The sequence below is a fragment of the Komagataeibacter diospyri genome (assembly GCF_043995075.1).
Lineage (GTDB): Bacteria > Pseudomonadota > Alphaproteobacteria > Acetobacterales > Acetobacteraceae > Komagataeibacter > Komagataeibacter diospyri.
In genome coordinates, this window is sequence record NZ_CP171837.1 from 142,130 (window position 1) to 160,178 (window position 18,049).

Consider the following 18,049-nt stretch of genomic DNA (forward strand, 5'->3'; position numbering starts at 1 on the left):
GAGAATTGACGGGGTTATGTGCCATACACGGGTATATACCCGCATAAGGCTAAACGATTAACATGAGGATCACACGGCCTGAAGAAAGGCGCGCACTGTCTCATGAAGTTGAGGGCCTAGCCGTTCTTCGACGCTTTTCTGACATGCCTCCCACAGAGGCGTGGCCTGACTTAAAACCTTGTTACCATTTGCAGACAATTGCACTACTGCCTCCCTTTGGTCACTTCCACGGGCGAGGGTCACCAGATCCATACGTTCGAGAACCCGGACGTTACGTCCTATAGTCGAACGGTCAAGATCGGTAATCCGGCTCAGCGTCGTGAGGCTGACCGGTTCGTGGCCTGCAATGGTGCGAAGCAGGGAATACTGTGCAACATTTATGCCAGCCGGTGCCAGCGCCGTATCGTAAAGCCCAGAAACCTTGCGGGTCGCCAGACGGAGATTGGTGCAATGACAAGGTGACAGCATAAAACGGGTATATGCCCTTAATAGATAGAATTCAAGTACCAATCGGCACCCTGTCTCATGGCCGCAACTGGCCCGTTCCAGTAACATTATAACGCTTTGTCACGAGTTGCCGCAGTCCAATCGGACCACGGGCATGGATCCGGCCAGTCGAAATGCCGATCTCTCCACCATAACCGAATTCGCCGCCATCACTGAATTGGGTCGACGTATTCCACATTGTCACCGCGCTATCACATTCCGCGAGGAAACGGCGGGCGGTAGCAGTGTCTTCGGTGACGATTGCATCAGTATGGTGGCTGCCATAGTGCTCGATGTGGTCAAGTGCTGCGTCGATGAGGATCGTCTCGGTCGCGCCACATACCGAGGGTCGTCGCATTTTTGCATTCGTGATAATTGCTCGCGCCATCGCCAGGTCAGCCGCTTCGTGGATGTAGGTATGGTTCACACCCTCGGAATGGGCCAGGACCGGCACACGGGCTTCCTGCGTGACACGCCTGACCAGCGATGCACTACCGCGCGGGATCAACAGGTCAATTTCTCCTGCCGCCGCAAGCATTTTACCAACCAGAGCGCGATCAGCGCTGGGAGCAATCTGCACGGCATGCTCCGGCAATCCGGCACGCCGGAGTCCTGCAATGATTGAGGCGTGTAACGCACGCGTGCTGTTCATCGCTTCACTACCACCGCGCAGGATAACCGCATTCCCGGATTTAATGCATAGTCCGGCGGCCTCAATCCCGACACCCGGCCGGCTTTCATAGATCATGCCAATTACTCCGATCGGAGCTGGCACTTCCTGAATATGCAGTCCATTCGGTCTTACCCACCCGTTATCGCCTGGGACCAGGGGATCAGGCAGATAGGCTATCGCTTCTAACGCTGCCGCGAGGCCCTGTACTCGTTTTTGATCAAGGACCAGGCGATCGCGCAGGTGTTCAGGACCGCTAAATGCCTCAAGGTCAAGTCTGTTTTCCCGAAGTATGGCCGTTTCGTACTCCCGGAGATGAGCGGCCGCTTTCAGTAGCGCCTGATTTCGCGGCCCAGATCGGGTTCTTGCGAGCATCCGCGATGCTGAACGGGCATCGCGCGTTGCTACCTCGAACCACTGATCATCGGTTGGCGCGTGGGTTTGGTCGTACTTTGCGACTTTCACAGGATTTACATCCGATCGAGCACTCACGGTTTCTGCGCTCCCTGTCTCTTTGCAGGGACCGACATCCGATGTCGCTCCCTGATCTTCCGATTGAGGACGCTCATCACTTCAAAATTCTGCGCGTGGCAGAATTTACGAGCGTCAGATTCCTAATAAGCAGGCATCGGGAACAAACGATGGTGCACTCACGCCTGCAGTAGCGAGATTATTCAGAAGACATGCAGTAAAAATCCATGTCTTTCCGGGTCAGCTTGACCTCACATACCTAACCATGCCAGCGACGAAGCAATACGGACGCATTGACGCCGCCAAATCCAAACCCGTTTGAAATGGCATAATCGAACTGCCCGGCACGCGAATGTGGACCAATGATATCCAGCCCGTCCGCCAGAGGGTCGGGGTTGGTCAGGTTGAGTGTCGGCGGCATAATCTGGTCGCGTAGTGCCATAACGGTAAAAATCGCTTCAACCCCACCTGCCGCTCCAAGCAAATGTCCGGTTGCCGATTTCGTGGCGCTAATTGCGGGCCCATTGGACCCGGCAAAGACCGTCTTGATCGCCGCGATCTCACCGCGATCGCCTACCGGTGTGGAAGTTGCGTGAGCATTCAGATGACCAACCATGTCCGGTGACACACCAGCCTGATGCAGTGCGGTCGTCATGGCGCGGGCCGCACCAGAACCGTCTTCCGGGCCTGCAGTAAGGTGATACGCATCAGCGCTGGTTCCATAGCCAACAAGCTCAGCCAGGGGCGTGGCACCACGTTTCACTGCGTGTTCGAGGGACTCAACGACAAGAACCCCAGCCCCTTCGCCCATGACGAACCCATCGCGACCCATATCGAAGGGGCGCGACGCACGCTGTGGCGTATCATTGTAGCCCGTTGACAATGCTCTGGCTGCGCCAAAGCCACCCAGGCTGACCCGGTCTATTGCCGCTTCCGCACCGCCCGCAATGGCAATATCGGCTTCGCCAGCGCGAATAAGACGCGCCGCATCGCCAAGTGCCTGAACGCCTGCGGCGCAGGCAGTTGCGGGTGCGCCGATCGGGCCTTTTAGGCCATGCTGGATCGAGACCCAGCCGGCCGCGAGATTTACCAGGAATGATGGCACCGTAAACGGGGAGAGACGTCCAACGCCTCGGGTTTCGACCGTTCGAACCGCGTCTGCGATGGCGCCGAACCCCCCGATCCCCGATGCAATGACAGTGGCAGTCCGCGCTTTCTGCTGCTCCGTTTCCGGCCGCCAGCCTGCCTGGGTCAGTGCTTCATTTGCCGCACCCAGCGCAAACTGGATGAAGCGGTCCATTTTTTTCCTGTCCTTTGTCGCCACAACCGACTCTATGTCGAAGCCAGCCTCTTCTCCTGCATCGGGCACCAGGCCGGCTATCTTGCAGGCGACATCGGGTGCGAGACCTTCTGGTATGGCCCGGATACCCGAGCGTCCCTGAAGAAGCCGATTCCAGACCACATCGACCCCGCATCCAAGCGGAGAAACGATACCCATTCCGGTTACGACAATTCGCATACGCATATTCTTTCCATTTTATTGATAAAGTCGTGATCTATGCCGTGAGCGGTCTGGCCGCCACGGCATAGGTCATCCTGAGCGGATTTACGCTTCGTCTGGCTTTGCGCCGGTGAAACCCTCGGCAACGACCGGTGTTGCTGGCTCATCGTCCTTGGGTGGACGAACTTTATACCAGATCGCGTATAGTGCCGGCAGGAACATGAGGATCAGGCCGGTGCCCGCTGCCGTTCCGCCAATCAGCGTGTAGGCGAGCGACCCCCAGAACACGGATTCCGTCAAGGGAATAAACGCCAGCACAGCAGCAAGAGCCGTCAGGATAACCGGACGTGCCCGCTGTACAGTGGCTTCGACGACCGCATGGAAGGGATCGAGACCCGCTTCCTGGTTGACCTTGATCTGACCGATCAGGATCAGCGTGTTGCGCATCAGGATGCCCGAGAGGCCGATCAACCCGAGGATCGCATTGAACCCGAAGGGCTGGTGGAAGATCAGCAATGTCGGCACGGTCCCGACCAGCCCGAGCGGGGCGGTCAGAAATACCATGAACATGGCCGAAATCGATCGCGTCTCGAATACCAGAACGATCAGGGTCAGGAGAACCATGATCGGGAAGATAGGTGCCAGCGCGTCGTTTGCTTTGCCTGATTCCTCAGCATTGCCGCCGATTTCGATACGATACCCAGGGGGTAGAGCCGCTCGCACCGGTGCCAGCGCCTGATCGATTTCCGCCGTGACCTGGGGAGGCTGCAGGTCTTCATCGATATCAGACTGCAGGGTGACCGTGGGAATGCGATCCCGGCGGCGAAGGATCGGATCTTCGGGACGGATCTCGATATGGCCGATCTGGCTCAGCGGGATGATCTGGCCCGTCCGGTTGCTGATCGTCATATCGCGCAGCTTTTCCGGATCAAGGCGGTTGTGACCCGCACTGCGGACTACGAGGTCAACGGTCCGGATATCCTCGCGGATCTGGGTCACTGGCACGCCGAGAAGCAGGAACTGGATCTGTTCGGATGCTTCCTGCGGCGTGAGGCCGATCAACTGCAGGCGCGCCTGATCGAGCACGAAATGCGTCGTCGGAGCGCGCTCGCCCCAGTCGGAATTAACCTGCCGGGTGTGCGGATTATTCCGCATGATCGTGTCGACCTGTGCCGCGATGTCCCTCAGCTTGTCCGGGTCCGGCCCCATGACGCGGAACATGACGGGAAAGTGGGTATAAGGGCCGAAGACAAACTGGGTTGCACGAACCCGCGCCTCTGGTGCCAGACCATCGGCGACGGCCTTGCGCAAACGATCGCGCAGGATGTCACGGTCCTTCGAACTCGGTGTAAGCACCACGAGCTTCGCGAAAGACGGGTCGGGCAATTCGGGGTTGTAGGCCAGAAAGAAGCGTGGCGCCCCGGCGCCGACATAGCTCGTGACAATCTTTGCCTCGGGCTGTTTCTTCAGCCATGCTTCGACCCGCGCAGTGATGCGTGTGGTGGCCTCGATGCTTGTGCCTTCCGGCATCTGAACCTCGGCGAGCAATTCCGGCCGGTCCGAGCTTGGGAAGAATTGCTGCCTGACGGACCCCATACCTACGAAGGACAGGACGAACAGGCCCAGCACCGCTGCTGCTACCAGAAACTTGCGTCGTATGACCCAGATCACAAGACGGCGGAATCGCTGGTAATTCGGGCTTGAGTAAATGTGCTCGTAAGCCCCATCGACCTTCTTGATTTCGGGCAGAAGCTTGACGCCGAGATAGGGCGTAAACACCACGGCGACGACCCAGGATGTCAGCAACGCATAACCGACAATCCAGAAGATATTTCCTGCGTACTCGCCTGCGGTCGATTTTGCGAAGCCGACGGGCGTAAAACCGATGATCGTGACCAGGGTGCCAGCCAGCATGGGAGCCGCTGTATGGCTCCAGGCATAGGCGGCCGCCTTCGTGCGTTCGTAGCCTTCTTCGAGCTTTACCACCATCATTTCGATGGCGATGATCGCATCATCGACCAGGAGGCCGAGCGAGATGATCAGCGCGCCCAACGTAATACGGTCGAGCGCCCGGCCCGTGACCAGCATGATGACCATGACGATCGACAGCGTAAGCGGCACGGCCGCGGCGACAACAATCCCGACGCGCCAGCCGAGACTGAGCAGGCTCACGACCATGACAACCGCGAGAGCGACGAAAAATTTGAGCATGAATTCGCCGACCGCGGCATGGATGATTCCGGCCTGATCAACGATCTTGGTCAAGGTCACTCCAGCGGGGAGTGTCTCGTCCATAGTCTTTTCCGCATCCGCAAGCGACTGGCCGAGCTTCAGTCCATTCCAATGATCCTTCATGACGACATTCAGGATCAGGGTCTGATCCCCGCCATGCCTGACCAGGTAGGTTGGCGGATCTTCGTAGCCCCGCTCTACCGTGGCGATATCCGAGACCTTGAGGGTCCGGCCCTGCGCTACGATGGGCGTGTCGCGAATTTTCTCCAGGTTGTCCAAAGCTCCGTCGAGACGGACAAAAACCTGCGGTCCGCGAGTATCGATCGAACCCGCAGGCGTGACGATATTTTGCCGTTGTAACGCAGCGAAGACGTCCTGCGCGCTGATGCCCAGCGTAACGAGTTTGGCGTTCGAGAAATTGACGAAAATCTGCTCGGGGCGCTCGCCGACTATATCGACCTTGCGAACACCGGGCACATGCAGCAACCGCTCACGGACGGTCTCGGCCTGTCGAACCAGCATCCGCTCGGGCAGACCGTGTCCATCCAGCGCATAGACCGCGAAATCAACGTCGGAATATTCGTCATTGACGAACGGTCCCTGCACGCCCTTCGGCAGAAGCGGCATCGTATCGTACAGCTTCTTCCGGGTCTGATAGAACTGTTCCGGAACAAGACTGGGCGGCGTGTTGTCCTTGACGGTGATCATCATCACCGCCAGCCCCGGACGGGTGAGTGTTTCAACCCGGTCGTACCACGGAAGCTCCTGCACCCGCTTCTCAATCGGATCGGCCACCAGGTCCTGCATTTCCTGCGCCGTGGCACCAGGCCACACGGCTGCTGCCGTCAGGGTCTTGACGGTAAAGGTCGGGTCTTCCGCCCGTCCCAGACTGAAGAAGGCGTAGGCTCCCGACAGCGACAGCGCGATGATAAGGAACAGCGTGATTCCCCGTTCGCGGACCGCGAGGGCTGAAAGGTTGAACCTGCTCATTGCATTGCGACCTTTTCCGAAGCGATCCGGATATGTTCACCAGCGTGAAGATAATGGCTGCCGGTTGCTGCAATCAGTGCGCCAGAATGGAGTGCCTCATCCGGGACGATCGTGGCCGTTTCTTCTCCGACGCTTGCAATCTTCACCGGATGGAACGAGACGGTCGACGATTGCGCATCAACGACCCAGACACCCGGCCCCTTGCCCTCGTCATCAACGGCGCCCAGCGGCACCTGAAGCTCCGACTGTTCCGCCGCATCTTCTGGCAGGCTGACGCTTACCGTAGCCCCCAGCGGAGCAGTCGCGCCGGTCCCCTCCATGACGTAACGCGCCTCGAACGTGCGTGTGCGCATATCCGCCGCGTCGGAAAGCTGCCGCAGTCGCGCCGGCACATGTATGCCGCCATCATACAGGCTCGCTTCCGCCGATGAATGCAGGGCCGGGCGCACGTTTTCCGGCAGGTTGACGGACGCTTCGCGCGGTCCGGCGTGCGCGAGCACGATCACAGTCTGCCCGGCGGACACGACGTGTCCGGACTCTGCCACGGTCTCGACAACAACACCATCCGCATCGGCCCTGAGAAGGGAATAGTCATCCTGATTGCGCGCGATCTTTTCCTGCGCAATAGCCGCATTCATCTGCGCACGAGCGCTGTCGGCAGTTGCCTTCACCTGGTCATAGGTCGAGGCCGACACGGCTCCCGTTGCCACAAGGCCACGATAACGCCGCTCGTCAGCCGCAGCCTGGGTCCAGCGCGCCCTTAGCGACGCAACGTCGCCGGCCTGCGTGGTCAGCGCATGGACATAGTCCGTGGGATCCAGACGCATCAGTACCTGGCCTTTGGAGACGCTCTGTCCGGTGTCGACGAGACGCTCAACGATTTTGCCTGGTATCCGAAAGCCAAGGTCGCTCTGGACGCGGGCGGCTACAACCCCGGTATAGGAGTGTACGACCGGAACTGCGGCCTCGACGCGGACTGTTTCTACGATGCGCTCAGCCGTGCGCGGATCGGAATTATCTTTGGATTTGCAGGCCGACAGCCCGAATACGGTGCAGATGCCGGCCGCTGCGAGAAAGGAAGTGCGTGTTCCAGCCATGTTCGGGCTCCCAGCGGATTTGGTCGCCCTACTTCTACACGTGTGACGATATTGTCAATAAGTCACCTTACGATCATAATGTAAAATTCAGGGGGCGAGGCTCCTGAGTACGAGATTGCCCAGGGTGGCAGCGTCTTCATCGAGTGTTTCGAGGTGCTGTTCCAACAACAGAGGATGGTGGATGGACTGAAGCACCAGCATGATGGCATGACACGTTTCATCCATCGGCGTCTTGCGCTCGAAATCTCCGCTATCGCGTCCTTCGCGGATCAGGCGCTCCACAATATCCCGCAGCCATGCTTTGAAAGCCTTGGCTGGGGCCCAGCCTTCTTCTACCGCAGAGTAGACGATATCGTGCATCTTCCGGTCGTGAAAAAACAGCGCAACGGTATTACGCGCCAGGGCGACAAAGATGCGACGTAGCCGGTCCGAGGCGGATGTCTCGTCGTCGACAATGGCCTGCAGAATGGCACGCATGCTGTCGTGCTGCAGCGCACATATCGCCTCGCCAATCGCTTTTTTGGATTCAAAAAACTTATAGATATACGCTTTCGACAGACCGATTGCGTCAGCCAGATCCGCGATCGTGGTCTTGTTATATCCGTAATGCCGGAAATGCTCGTTAGCCGCCGCAATGATCTGGTCCCGGCGTTCATGATCGGCCGGACCACGTTGTCCGCTATGGGGCGTGAGCATCCTATTTCTCCTCGACTGGCAATCTCTCTTCCCTAGATAGGCCACGGGAGGCAAATTGACAACGAGTGACCATTATGGGTATTGTTCACTCGACACTAACGGATCGATGAATATCCGCTGCTTATCGAGGGTCTTACGTCCATGATAACCAAGCTTCCCTCACGAGAACGGGATGATGCGTCTCTGTCTGCCCGACGCAATCCCACCCGTTGGCGGCCACTTGCCGCGCTCTCCGTGGCGCTGATGACGTCTGCCTGCGCTGTTGGCCCCAATTACAAGAAGCCGAACATCCAGCTCACCCCCTTTCATAGCGCAGCGGCAGTCGATGCGCGCCAGACCGCTGATGCGCCACATCTGGATGAATGGTGGAAAGGGTTTCATGACCCGGAACTGGTTCGCATCGAAGAGCGCGTGCTGACCCAGAACCTCGATCTCGTGGCTGCCATGGGGCGCGTCCGTCAGGCGCGAGGCGCAGCCGAGGCCGCTGTCGCACGTATGCTTCCAACCCTCGATTTTGATCCACAGGCGTCTGCGAACCGACTGTCGCAAGAGGGCCTGATCGGCCACGTCGTGCGAACGATTCCCGGTTTCAACCGCGACTATCGCAGTTACGATGTCAGTGGTGCCGCAAGTTGGGAAATCGATATCTTCGGTGGTTTGCGGCGTGGACACGAAGCGGCGCGGGATGAGGCCCAGGCGGCTCAGATGGAACAGATGGGAGAGCGCGTCACCGTTGCGGCCGATGCGGCAGACTCCTATTTTCAAATACGAGGCGATCAGGCGCGGCTTTCCGTTGCGGAAAAGCAGATCGAGGTAGACACCCATTTAGTGGAACTGGTGCGTCAGCGCCGGGAACGCGGGATCTCCAACGAACGGGAATTGGCGCAGGCTGAAGCGCTGCTTCAATCCGCCCGTCAGGCCGTACCACTGATCCGCATCGCGCTTGAAGCGCAGCTCAACCGTCTTGACGTATTGATGGGCGTGCAGCCAGGCACCTATGCCGCAGAGCTGGGACAACCCTCTGACATTCCGGCCATCCCAGCAATCGGCGGCAATGACAAACCTGCCGACATGCTGCGTCGTCGACCTGATATCCTGGTTGCCGAACGTCGGCTGGCGGCATCGAACGCGCGGATTGGCCAGGCACTGGGGGATTATTACCCCAAATTGTCCCTCTCGGGGATTCTTGGTTTCCAGAGCCTTACTCCGGAGCGACTTTTCACGGCGCCCGGCTTCCAGGCAGTAGGGTCGGGAGCCCTTCGCTGGCGGATCTTCGATTTTGGTAAAATCGATGCAGAGGTGCAGCAGGCGCGTGGCGCGAAAGCCGAGGCGCTAGCGCATTATCGACTGACGGTCCTGCACGCAGCCGAGGACGTTGAGAATGCCTTTACGACCCTTGTCCAGAATGAGAAGCGTACTGAAGAGTTACAGGCTGAAGTTACCTATCTGACCCAAGCCCGCGATTTGTCGCAGCAGTCTTTCCAGGCGGGCGTCATTCCCCTGACTGACGTGCTTGACGCCGATCGGCAGCTTCTGAATTCACAGGACCAACTCGCCCTTAACCGGGCAAACGCAGCCCGCGCAGCCGTGAGTTCATTCAGAGCCCTGGGTGGGGGATGGCCTGCATGAAGGAGAAAATCCGTCGTGCCTGGCAACGGGTCGGCTCCGCCATTTTCTTCCTGATTGTCGTTATCGCAGTTCGGGGTTCAGAAATTCTCGAATTTTTCCGCACACATCACATAAACAAAAAATCATGAATAAGTTCGATTAGGACGATGTGGACAGCTTAATTGCGCGTAACGCTGGCGCTCCGGCTGCAAAAAGTGCGGGCCGCTGATGGCGTGCCTGCAAGAAGGCTTCCACCAGGCCGGATATTACTCATTAAGGACATCGCCACATGGCTGTAACGAATGACCTCCTCATCATTGGGCAACAGGAACGCGAGCTTGCCTTTGCAAAATTTGATGAAGGTGATGCGTGGAAGTTGGGACAGTCTTTGCGGGAATGGGGACTGGCGAACGGTGGTCCGATTGCCATAGATGTTCGAACCTTCAACCGGCCTCTATTCTTTGTTGCATTGCCGGGTTCGCCACCGGACAATATCGACATGATTCGCCGCAAATCGAACGTGGTCAATCGGTATCGCCGGAGCAGCTACGCGATTGGACTTGAAATGATAGCCAAGAGCGCAACCCTTGTGGAACGCTACGCCCTGCCGCTGCGGGATTATGCTCCTTATGGTGGCGCGTTTCCGATCATCCTCAAAAAAAGTGGAGTGGTCGGGTCTGTGACCGTCACAGGAACCGACGAGCGTCAGGACCACATGCTGGTTGTGACAGCGATCTGCGAGATACTCGGCATGGACATCGGGCCGTACGCGCTTACCGTGAAGTCAGATGATATAGCAACGGAAGTACAATCAGATCACAGATCTCTTTAGACCCTGTTAAGCCTTGAATAACAGGACAGACTGCGTAACTGTTTGTTATGTAGGAACATACTCCGACCGATGACCTTGGATCTAACTTGGGCTGAACTGCGCGCGATCCTTCAGCGCGAACGACGACAGTTAGACGCATATATCCAATGTTTCCAACCCAGTCGCGAGATACTATGGTAATACATTAATCAAGCCAGTAGAATTAATGCGCCCCAGTCAAGATGATTTTCCACTGGTGGCAACTTCTTCTTATTGTGTAATGGATCGGGCTGTCTGACCAAACAGAATCTTCTTTCCCTCTTCTGTCACGCTAGGCCGCGCTGACAGGTTCTTGCCTTTTTCGTAGGCCCGTACCGTTGCCGGTCGCTCGGCTATGGTATCAAACCAGCGCTTCAGGTTAGAGAATTCCTCAAGATTCTGCTGCTGGCGCTGCCATGGCACGACCCACGGATAGCTGGCCATGTCCGCAATGCTGTAATCGGTACCGCCGAGGAAAGGCACCTGCGCCAGTCGCCGGTCCATCACACCATACAGGCGGTTGGTCTCGTTGACGTAGCGTGTGATGGCGTAGGGAATTTTCTCCGGCGCATACTGCCCGAAATGATGATTCTGCCCCGCCATCGGTCCCAGACCACCGACCTGCCAGAACAGCCATTCGGTGACCGCCGTGCGCCCCCGGATATCCGCAGGCAGAAACTGGCCGGTCTTTTCCGCGAGATAGAGCAGGATTGCCCCTGATTCAAAAACACTGATGGCTTCGCCGCCGTCTTTTGGATTCCGGTCAATAATCGCGGGCATGCGGTTATTGGGAGAAATGGCCAGAAACTCCGGCCGGAACTGATCGCCCGCACTGATATCGACAGGATGAATGGTGTAATCCAGCCCAGCTTCTTCCAGAAACAGCGTGATCTTGTGACCGTTCGGGGTAGGCCAGTAGAAAAGATCAATCATGGAATGTTTCCTTTTTCGGACACTTCTGCGCGTCAACACATCGGATAGCTAGATGCCCTGATCCCGAATTTCGGTCTCTGTGACCGTATTCTCCGTGGGATACATCCGGCCGAGTCATGTCATATGTCCCCAACTTGCCCGCTAATGGCTAGGATTTTCTTGTTTGTTATCTACAGATGGCACCAGTAAGCAAGGAACAACTGACATTGAGTTCAATGAAAATTCCGCGCCTTCACCACGATATTTTCAGGCAAATGATCGTGATCATTGCCGGGGGATGCCCGTAATGACCGGTTTCCCACATCGGCCAGCAGGTGGGAGAGATCAACAATTTCACGCGTCACGAGATGCACCACCTCCCCTTCCTTCTGCAGTCGCCCCACAACTCCCAGCATCTGTCCTGACAGGACTACACGACGGAAACGTTCAAACATATCGGGCCAGATGATCACGTTGATCGCCGCCGTTTCGTCCTCCAGCGTCATGAACACCACGCCCTCGGCCGAACCAGGCCGCTGGCGGACCAGTACCAGCCCAGCCACCGACAGGCTGCTCCTGTCCCGGGCCTCCAAGGCCTGCCGGCACGTCACCATCCCGCGCTCGATAAGATCGGCACGCAGGAAGGCCAGAGGATGATCCCGCAGGGTCAGGCCGGTGCGGTTGTAATCGCGTGCGACCTCGGCCCCGTCGCGCATGGGCTGGAGCAGCACGTCGGGTTCTTCCGCTTCACGCACGACGGCGGCTGCGGCAAACAGCGGCAGGGGTTCGTCACGTAGTGCTTTGATCGCCCAAAGCGCCTCACGCCGGGCCAGACCCAGCCCCGGCCGGAAGGCGTCGGCCTCGGCCAGATGGGTCAGGGCCGCTCCCTTCACCCCTGCCCTGCGCCACAGATCGTCGACCGAGGCAAAGGGCCGGTTGCCCCGAGCGGCTACGATCCGGGCGGCCTCCTCATTGGCCAGCCCTTTTACCAGGTTCATGCCCAGACGGACGGCAAACAGCCCGTCATCCCGCTCCGGGCCTTCAAGCGTGCTGTCCCAGCGCGAGGCGTTGATGCAGACCGGCCGGATCTCGACCCCGTGCTCGCGCGCGTCGCGCACAAGCTGTGCGGGCGCATAAAAGCCCATGGGCTGGCTGTTCAGAAGCGCTGCCAGAAACACATCCGGATGGGTGCATTTCATCCAGGATGACGAATAGGCAAGGATGGCGAAGCTGGCCGCATGGCTTTCGGGAAAGCCGTAACTGCCAAACCCCTCAAGCTGCTGGAAGATGCGCTCGGCAAAGGTCTCGGGATAACCCCGCGCCGTCATCCCCTCGATCAGGCGCGTGCGGAAGCGCGAGACCGTGCCGGTATTCTTGAACGTCGCCATGGCCCGGCGCAACTGATCAGCCTCGGACGCCGAAAACCCGGCACAGACCATGGCCACCTGCATCACCTGTTCCTGGAACAGCGGAATGCCCAGCGTCTTCCTGAGCACCTTTTCGAGTTCCGGCGTCGGGTAGATTTCCTTTTCCTGCCCGGCCCGCCGGCGCAGATAGGGATGCACCATGTCCCCCTGGATGGGACCGGGCCGGACAATGGCCACCTCGATCACCAGATCATAGAACACCCGGGGCCTGAGACGCGGCAGCATGGACATCTGCGCCCGGCTCTCGATCTGGAACACCCCGATCGTGTCGGCCTTCCGGATCATGGCATAAGTTCGCGGGTCCTCGGCCGGGATGGTCTGCAGCGTGTAATGCTGCCCCTTGTGTTCGGCCAGAAGGTCCAGCCCCTTCTTCATGCAGGTCAGCATGCCGAGTGCCAGCACATCGACCTTCATGAATTTCAGGACGTCGATATCGTCCTTGTCCCATTCGATGATCTGGCGATCGTCCATGGCCGCCGGTTCGATTGGCACCAGTTCGTCCAGCCGGTCATCGGTCAGGACAAACCCGCCGGGATGCTGCGACAGGTGACGCGGCACGCCAATCAGGCAGCGCGCCAGATCCAGCGTCAGCCGGATGCGCCGGTCGGACAGGTCGATCCCCGTCTCATTCAGCGCGTCCTCATCCAGCTTCCGCCCCCAGCCCCAGATCTGGCCGGACAGGGTGCGGATCAGGTCTTCGGGCAGGCCCATGACCTTGCCGACATCGCGCAGCGCGCCCTTCGCACGATAGCGCGTAACCACGGCCGTAAGGGCTGCGTGGTTGCGGCCATAATGACCATAAATCCACTGGATCACCTGCTCCCGGCGCGCATGCTCGAAATCCACGTCGATATCGGGCGGCTCGCGGCGCTCTTCGGAGACAAACCGCTCAAACAGCAGCGACGTCCGTGCCGGATCGATGGCGGTAATCCCCAGCACGTAGCAGACAGCGGAATTGGCCGCCGATCCCCGCCCCTGGCACAGGATGCCCTGCGATCGGGCGTAACGGACGATGCTGTGCACGGTGAGGAAATACGGCGCGTAATCCATGCGCCCGATCAGGGCGAGTTCATGGCTGAGGGTTTTCCTGACCTCAGGCGGAATGCCTTCAGGATAGGCCGCCGTTGCCCCCTCCCAGGTCAGGGCTTCCAACGCCTGCTGCGGTGACTGGCCCGGGATGGAGACCTCGTCGGGATACTGGTAGGCCAGATCATCAAGGCTGAAGCGACAACGGGCCACGATCTCACGGGTCCGGTCGATCGCTTCGGGATAGCGGCTGAACAGCCTGGCCATTTCTGCAGGCGGCTTGAGGTAGCGGTCCGCATGGCGCTCACGGGCAAAGCCGGCCTCGTCGATGGTAGTGTGGTTGCGGATGCAGGTCACCACATCCTGCAGGATACGGCGGTCATGGGTGTGGAACAGCACGTCATTGGTCACGACCACTGGCACCCGCGCCTGATGGGCGAGGTTCGCCAACTCATACAGCCGCATCTGGTCATTGGGCCGGCGCCGCAGGGTCAGCGCCATATAGGCCCGGTCGGCAAAGGCGTCCTGCAGCTTGCGCAGATGCAGGGCGCAGGCATCATCCGCCGTGTCCGGGAGCAGGATCACAAGGAGCCCTTCGCCCCATGCCACCAGATCCTCCCAGAGCAGACGGCATTTCCCCTTCCCGGCCCGGGCCTTGCCAAGGCTCAGCAGTCGGCACAGGCGACCATAGGTGGCCCGATCCGTCGGGTAGACCAGAACGGGCGCGAAATCGGCGAGGTCGAGACGGCAGCCGACGACCAGGCGGATGCCGGTCTCTCTGGCCGCGACATGGGCCTGCACCATGCCCGCCAGCGAATTGCGATCGCAGACCCCCAGCGCTTCAATGCCAAGGGCCTTCGCCTGCTCGAACAGTTCAATCGGTGAGGATGCGCCGCGCAGGAAGGAGAAATACGTCGTCACCTGCAGTTCGGCGTATGGCACGCTCATTCAAAGAGACCGTGCAGGAACCAGCCCTGCGAACCGGTCTCGCCATGTTCGCCATCCCCGGTCCGGTAAACCCAGAATGTCTCCCCGCTGGTGTCTTCCACCCGAAAATAGTCCCGCACGGTGGTCAGTTCGGCATCTCCTTTCCACCATTCGCCAAAGACCCGCTCGGGGCCATCGGCGCATCTGATCCGGCGGCGGATGCCACGCCAGATGAAGAAGACCGGCGGATGGTCAGGCAGCACTGCCATGGTCTGGATCGGCTCGGGACGGGGCAGCAGGCGCGTGGGGCGTGGCCAGTGATCCGGCCACTCCCTTGCGTCCTCGGGTGCGAGGGCAGGCACGCGGCAGACGGCCCGCTCGGGCACGTCGCTTTCCACCGGGGCGAAGCGATACAGGGCCTGCATGCCGACACGGTTGGCCAGGGTGTCGATCAGGTCGGAGACGTCGGCCTCTTCTTCCTCGATCAGGGCGGATACACCCTGGCGGTGCAGGATCGGCTCGGCCAGTGACGCGGTCAGCACCATGCGCTCGATCCCGAAGCCGGGATCGATGGTCTCGATCCTGTCACAGAGCAGACGGGTCAGGCGTCTGACATCCCGCACCGGCATGGCCGTTGCCACGCGGACGGCCTCGGTGCGGCTGTCCACCCGGTGCAGCAGCAGGTCGAGGCGGCGCACGCCCTGCTCGCGTTCCTCCAGCCCGGCGCACAGGGGCGGTACGAGTTTGGTGATGTAGCGGGCTATGGTCTCCGCGGCACTGATCGGTTCGGCAAAGTTCCGGCTGACCTGCACCGGCGCCTGCAGCCGGACCGGGACAATGGCTTCCGCCTGCCGCCCGAAAGCCTGGTCCAGCCTGCGGGCGACATCCGGGCCGAAGCGCAGGGCCAGCGGCGCGCGCGGCATGCCGGCCAGCGGCCCGATGCGTGACACGCCCAGCCCATGGAGGCCATCGATGATATCCGCTGGCAGGCGCAGGGCTTCAATGGGCAGGTCGGCAATCGCGGCCGCCGTCTCACCGGGCGGCACGAGGGTGATGCGTTCCCGGCCATAACGCGCCAGCGCGTGGGCCGCACCCCACGTATCGGCAATCGCGGCCCGGGCCGTAATCCCGGACTCCTTCAGGCGGGTGACCATGTTCTCCAGCATGACGGCCTCGCCCCCATGCAGGTGATCGGCACCGGTCGTATCCAGCACGATGCCGTCTGGCGGATCGGGGGCCACGATGGGAGCGATGCGGTGCTGGAACCACAGCGCCAGCCGCTCCAGCCCTGCCCGGTCACCGTCCGGGTCGGCGTCCATGATAAGCAGATCGGGATGGAGCGCCTGCGCTTTCGCGACAGGCGTGCCGGGGCGAAGGCCCAGCCTGCGGGCGGCCAGATCGACCGACAGGATGACCCGTCGCTGCCCTTCCCGCCCGACGAGTGCCAGTGGGCGGTCAGGCGCGGGCGCGTCGGTCCCCAGCCGCTTCCTGAGCCGGTCTGTCGGCCAGAGCGGCAGGTAGAGTGAGACGACACGGCGCCAGTCTCCCTTTGGCATCACAGGCCTCCACTTCGAAATCGGCGCATTCGCCCGCGCGGGCACGGATCAGTTCCAGCAGCCAGCGGGACCGGCCGACGCCGGGGACCGGCAGCGGCACGGATGGCAGGACCGAGACCCGCCACCGCGTGACCGACGCCGTGGGCTGGCCGAAATCGGCCGCATCCGTCTGTCGTCGCCAGCGCCGTATGGCGATGCCCAGCGCGCCGGATGTCTCGGCCGCCAGGTGCAGGCGGCGTGAGGCGGTCATGGACAGGCGGGCCACCTCGGCCACGACCGCGCCCAGACCCTGATGGCGCAGTGCTTCCTCGAAACAGGCCAGGACATCGACGTCCGAACTGGCCGCGACGTAAATGGTCCGTCGCGCCGACAGTCCGACCTGCTGCAGGGCCGGGGCGTACAGGTCCTGACGGGTGGCGATCCACAGCACCTTGCCCCGTGTCCGCGCTGCGATCCCGGCGGAAAACAGGCCGGATGCTGCTGCATTCAGGGCGTCATGGCCGCCACCTGCCACCTCATGCAGCGCGCCCAGCGCCAGTCCCCCGTCCGGCAGACGACCGTCAATCTCGGGCATGCCGAAGGGCAGCACGCCCCGCCTGCGTCGACCCTGGCCTTCAAGACGGCTGACCTGTGCTCTCAGCGCCTCCAGCGCGGGACGGGGTTGGGATGCGGGCATGGGGTCGGACAGTCCATTCGGGTGTTTCTGGCATGGAATCAATGATTGTGTTCGTTATTTGTTCTGGTACGGTGACGAATGTCAACCCATCCTGGAAGAGCGACTGTGATCCGGACGCGGGCACAGGCCTGCCACACGGTCCAGGCTTGATGAAAACTGTCTGAAGTACAGGGATTTATCAGGAACAGTCCGGCCACCCCCGTCCTGCAGGGTGGATACCGTCCGTCAGGACACCCATATCGAGAATCGCGAAAGGATGGCGTGATGTGCAACCTCTATGCGATGACCAGCAGTCAGCAGGCGATCCGGGAGGCGGCCCGGGTCATGACCGACCGCACCGGCAATCTCCGGCCCCTGCCCGAGATCTGGCCCAACACCATGGCGCCCATCGTGCGGAACGCGCCGGATGGGCGTGAACTGGTCATGGCGCGCTGGGGCATGCCCACGCCGCCGGGCTACCTGAAAGGCCACAGGGTCGATCGGGGTGTGACCAATATCCGCAATCCCACCTCGACCTGGTGGAAGCGCTGGGAAGGTATCGCGCATCGCTGCCTGGTGCCGCTCACGGCCTTTTCCGAACCGGAGCGCCTGCCGGATAGGACCAGCAGGCCCGTCTGGTTTGTCCGGAGTGATAGAGAGCCGCTAGCTTTCTTTGCAGGGATCTGGTGCCAGTGGACGTCAGTGCGGAAACTGGCGGATGGCGAGACGACGGATGACCTGTTCGGCTTCCTGACCACCACAGCCAATCGGGAGGTCGGCGCCATTCACCCGAAAGCCATGCCGGTCATCCTGACCCGTCTGGAAGAACTGGATCTGTGGATGAAGGGGCCTCTGGACAAAGCACTACAACTACAACGTCCCCTGCCGGATAACACCCTGACAGTTTTAGGCACTCCTGCGGTAAATAACTGAATGTAAGCAATA

The 18,049-nt window shown here is 60.3% G+C and carries 14 protein-coding genes; 4 read left to right on the top strand and 10 right to left on the bottom strand.

Features of this window, described 5'->3' with window-relative positions; translation table 11 throughout:
* Positions 1 to 69 precede the first annotated feature (69 nt).
* The 6 genes from ACE2AA_RS17060 to ACE2AA_RS17085 all read right to left on the bottom strand — a co-directional run bounded on the left by ACE2AA_RS17060 (position 70) and on the right by ACE2AA_RS17085 (position 8,143).
* Positions 70 to 510 (bottom strand): MarR family winged helix-turn-helix transcriptional regulator, encoded by a 441-nt coding sequence (locus ACE2AA_RS17060; protein WP_395372538.1) that lies wholly within the window; start codon positions 508 to 510, stop codon positions 70 to 72.
* 13 nt (positions 511 to 523) lie between these two features.
* Positions 524 to 1,648, bottom strand: coding sequence for a glutamate-5-semialdehyde dehydrogenase (locus ACE2AA_RS17065; RefSeq protein WP_395372540.1), 1,125 nt, complete (start codon positions 1,646 to 1,648; stop codon positions 524 to 526).
* Between the two features lie 238 nt (positions 1,649 to 1,886).
* Complete coding sequence (fabF, locus tag ACE2AA_RS17070; protein ID WP_395372550.1) at positions 1,887 to 3,146, bottom strand: beta-ketoacyl-ACP synthase II; 1,260 nt, start codon at positions 3,144 to 3,146, stop codon at positions 1,887 to 1,889.
* 87 nt (positions 3,147 to 3,233) lie between these two features.
* A complete protein-coding gene (locus tag ACE2AA_RS17075) occupies positions 3,234 to 6,350 on the bottom strand; it encodes an efflux RND transporter permease subunit (RefSeq protein ID WP_395372542.1) in 3,117 nt (1,038 codons plus the stop codon).
* On the bottom strand, positions 6,347 to 7,447 hold the full coding sequence (locus tag ACE2AA_RS17080) for an efflux RND transporter periplasmic adaptor subunit (RefSeq protein ID WP_395372262.1): 1,101 nt from the start codon (positions 7,445 to 7,447) through the stop codon (positions 6,347 to 6,349). The genes ACE2AA_RS17075 and ACE2AA_RS17080 overlap by 4 nt, the downstream gene beginning before the upstream one ends.
* Positions 7,448 to 7,534: 87 nt before the next feature.
* The gene (locus ACE2AA_RS17085; protein WP_395372263.1) at positions 7,535 to 8,143 is read right to left on the bottom strand and encodes a TetR/AcrR family transcriptional regulator; all 609 of its coding nucleotides are present in this window, start codon (positions 8,141 to 8,143) and stop codon (positions 7,535 to 7,537) included.
* 141 nt (positions 8,144 to 8,284) lie between these two features.
* Here ACE2AA_RS17085 and ACE2AA_RS17090 point away from each other — a divergent pair, with 141 nt between their 5' ends.
* The 3 genes from ACE2AA_RS17090 to ACE2AA_RS17100 all read left to right on the top strand — a co-directional run bounded on the left by ACE2AA_RS17090 (position 8,285) and on the right by ACE2AA_RS17100 (position 10,583).
* Complete coding sequence (locus ACE2AA_RS17090; protein WP_395372265.1) at positions 8,285 to 9,772, top strand: efflux transporter outer membrane subunit; 1,488 nt, start codon at positions 8,285 to 8,287, stop codon at positions 9,770 to 9,772.
* Positions 9,769 to 9,900, top strand: coding sequence for a hypothetical protein (locus tag ACE2AA_RS17095; protein ID WP_395372266.1), 132 nt, complete (start codon positions 9,769 to 9,771; stop codon positions 9,898 to 9,900). The genes ACE2AA_RS17090 and ACE2AA_RS17095 overlap by 4 nt, the downstream gene beginning before the upstream one ends.
* Before the next feature lie 140 nt (positions 9,901 to 10,040).
* Positions 10,041 to 10,583, top strand: coding sequence for a heme-degrading domain-containing protein (locus tag ACE2AA_RS17100; RefSeq protein WP_395372268.1), 543 nt, complete (start codon positions 10,041 to 10,043; stop codon positions 10,581 to 10,583).
* 249 nt (positions 10,584 to 10,832) lie between these two features.
* Here the strand turns inward: ACE2AA_RS17100 and ACE2AA_RS17105 are convergent, their stop codons facing one another.
* The 4 genes from ACE2AA_RS17105 to ACE2AA_RS17120 form a co-directional block, all read right to left on the bottom strand.
* Positions 10,833 to 11,534 (bottom strand): glutathione S-transferase N-terminal domain-containing protein, encoded by a 702-nt coding sequence (locus ACE2AA_RS17105; RefSeq protein ID WP_395372269.1) that lies wholly within the window; start codon positions 11,532 to 11,534, stop codon positions 10,833 to 10,835.
* A 212-nt stretch (positions 11,535 to 11,746) separates the two neighbouring features.
* Complete coding sequence (locus ACE2AA_RS17110; RefSeq protein ID WP_395372271.1) at positions 11,747 to 14,914, bottom strand: error-prone DNA polymerase; 3,168 nt, start codon at positions 14,912 to 14,914, stop codon at positions 11,747 to 11,749.
* Positions 14,911 to 16,305 carry a Y-family DNA polymerase gene (locus tag ACE2AA_RS17115; protein ID WP_395372552.1) on the bottom strand — a complete coding sequence of 465 codons (1,395 nt, stop codon included), beginning with the start codon at positions 16,303 to 16,305 and terminating at the stop codon, positions 14,911 to 14,913. The genes ACE2AA_RS17110 and ACE2AA_RS17115 overlap by 4 nt, the downstream gene beginning before the upstream one ends.
* Positions 16,306 to 16,348: 43 nt before the next feature.
* Entirely contained in the window at positions 16,349 to 17,125 is a 777-nt protein-coding gene (locus ACE2AA_RS17120; protein ID WP_395372273.1) for an ImuA family protein, read from the bottom strand.
* Between the two features lie 264 nt (positions 17,126 to 17,389).
* On the opposite strand from ACE2AA_RS17120, the gene ACE2AA_RS17125 reads away from it, so the two are divergent.
* Positions 17,390 to 18,037 (top strand): SOS response-associated peptidase, encoded by a 648-nt coding sequence (locus ACE2AA_RS17125; RefSeq protein WP_395372275.1) that lies wholly within the window; start codon positions 17,390 to 17,392, stop codon positions 18,035 to 18,037.
* The last annotated feature ends 12 nt before the right edge of the window (positions 18,038 to 18,049 follow it).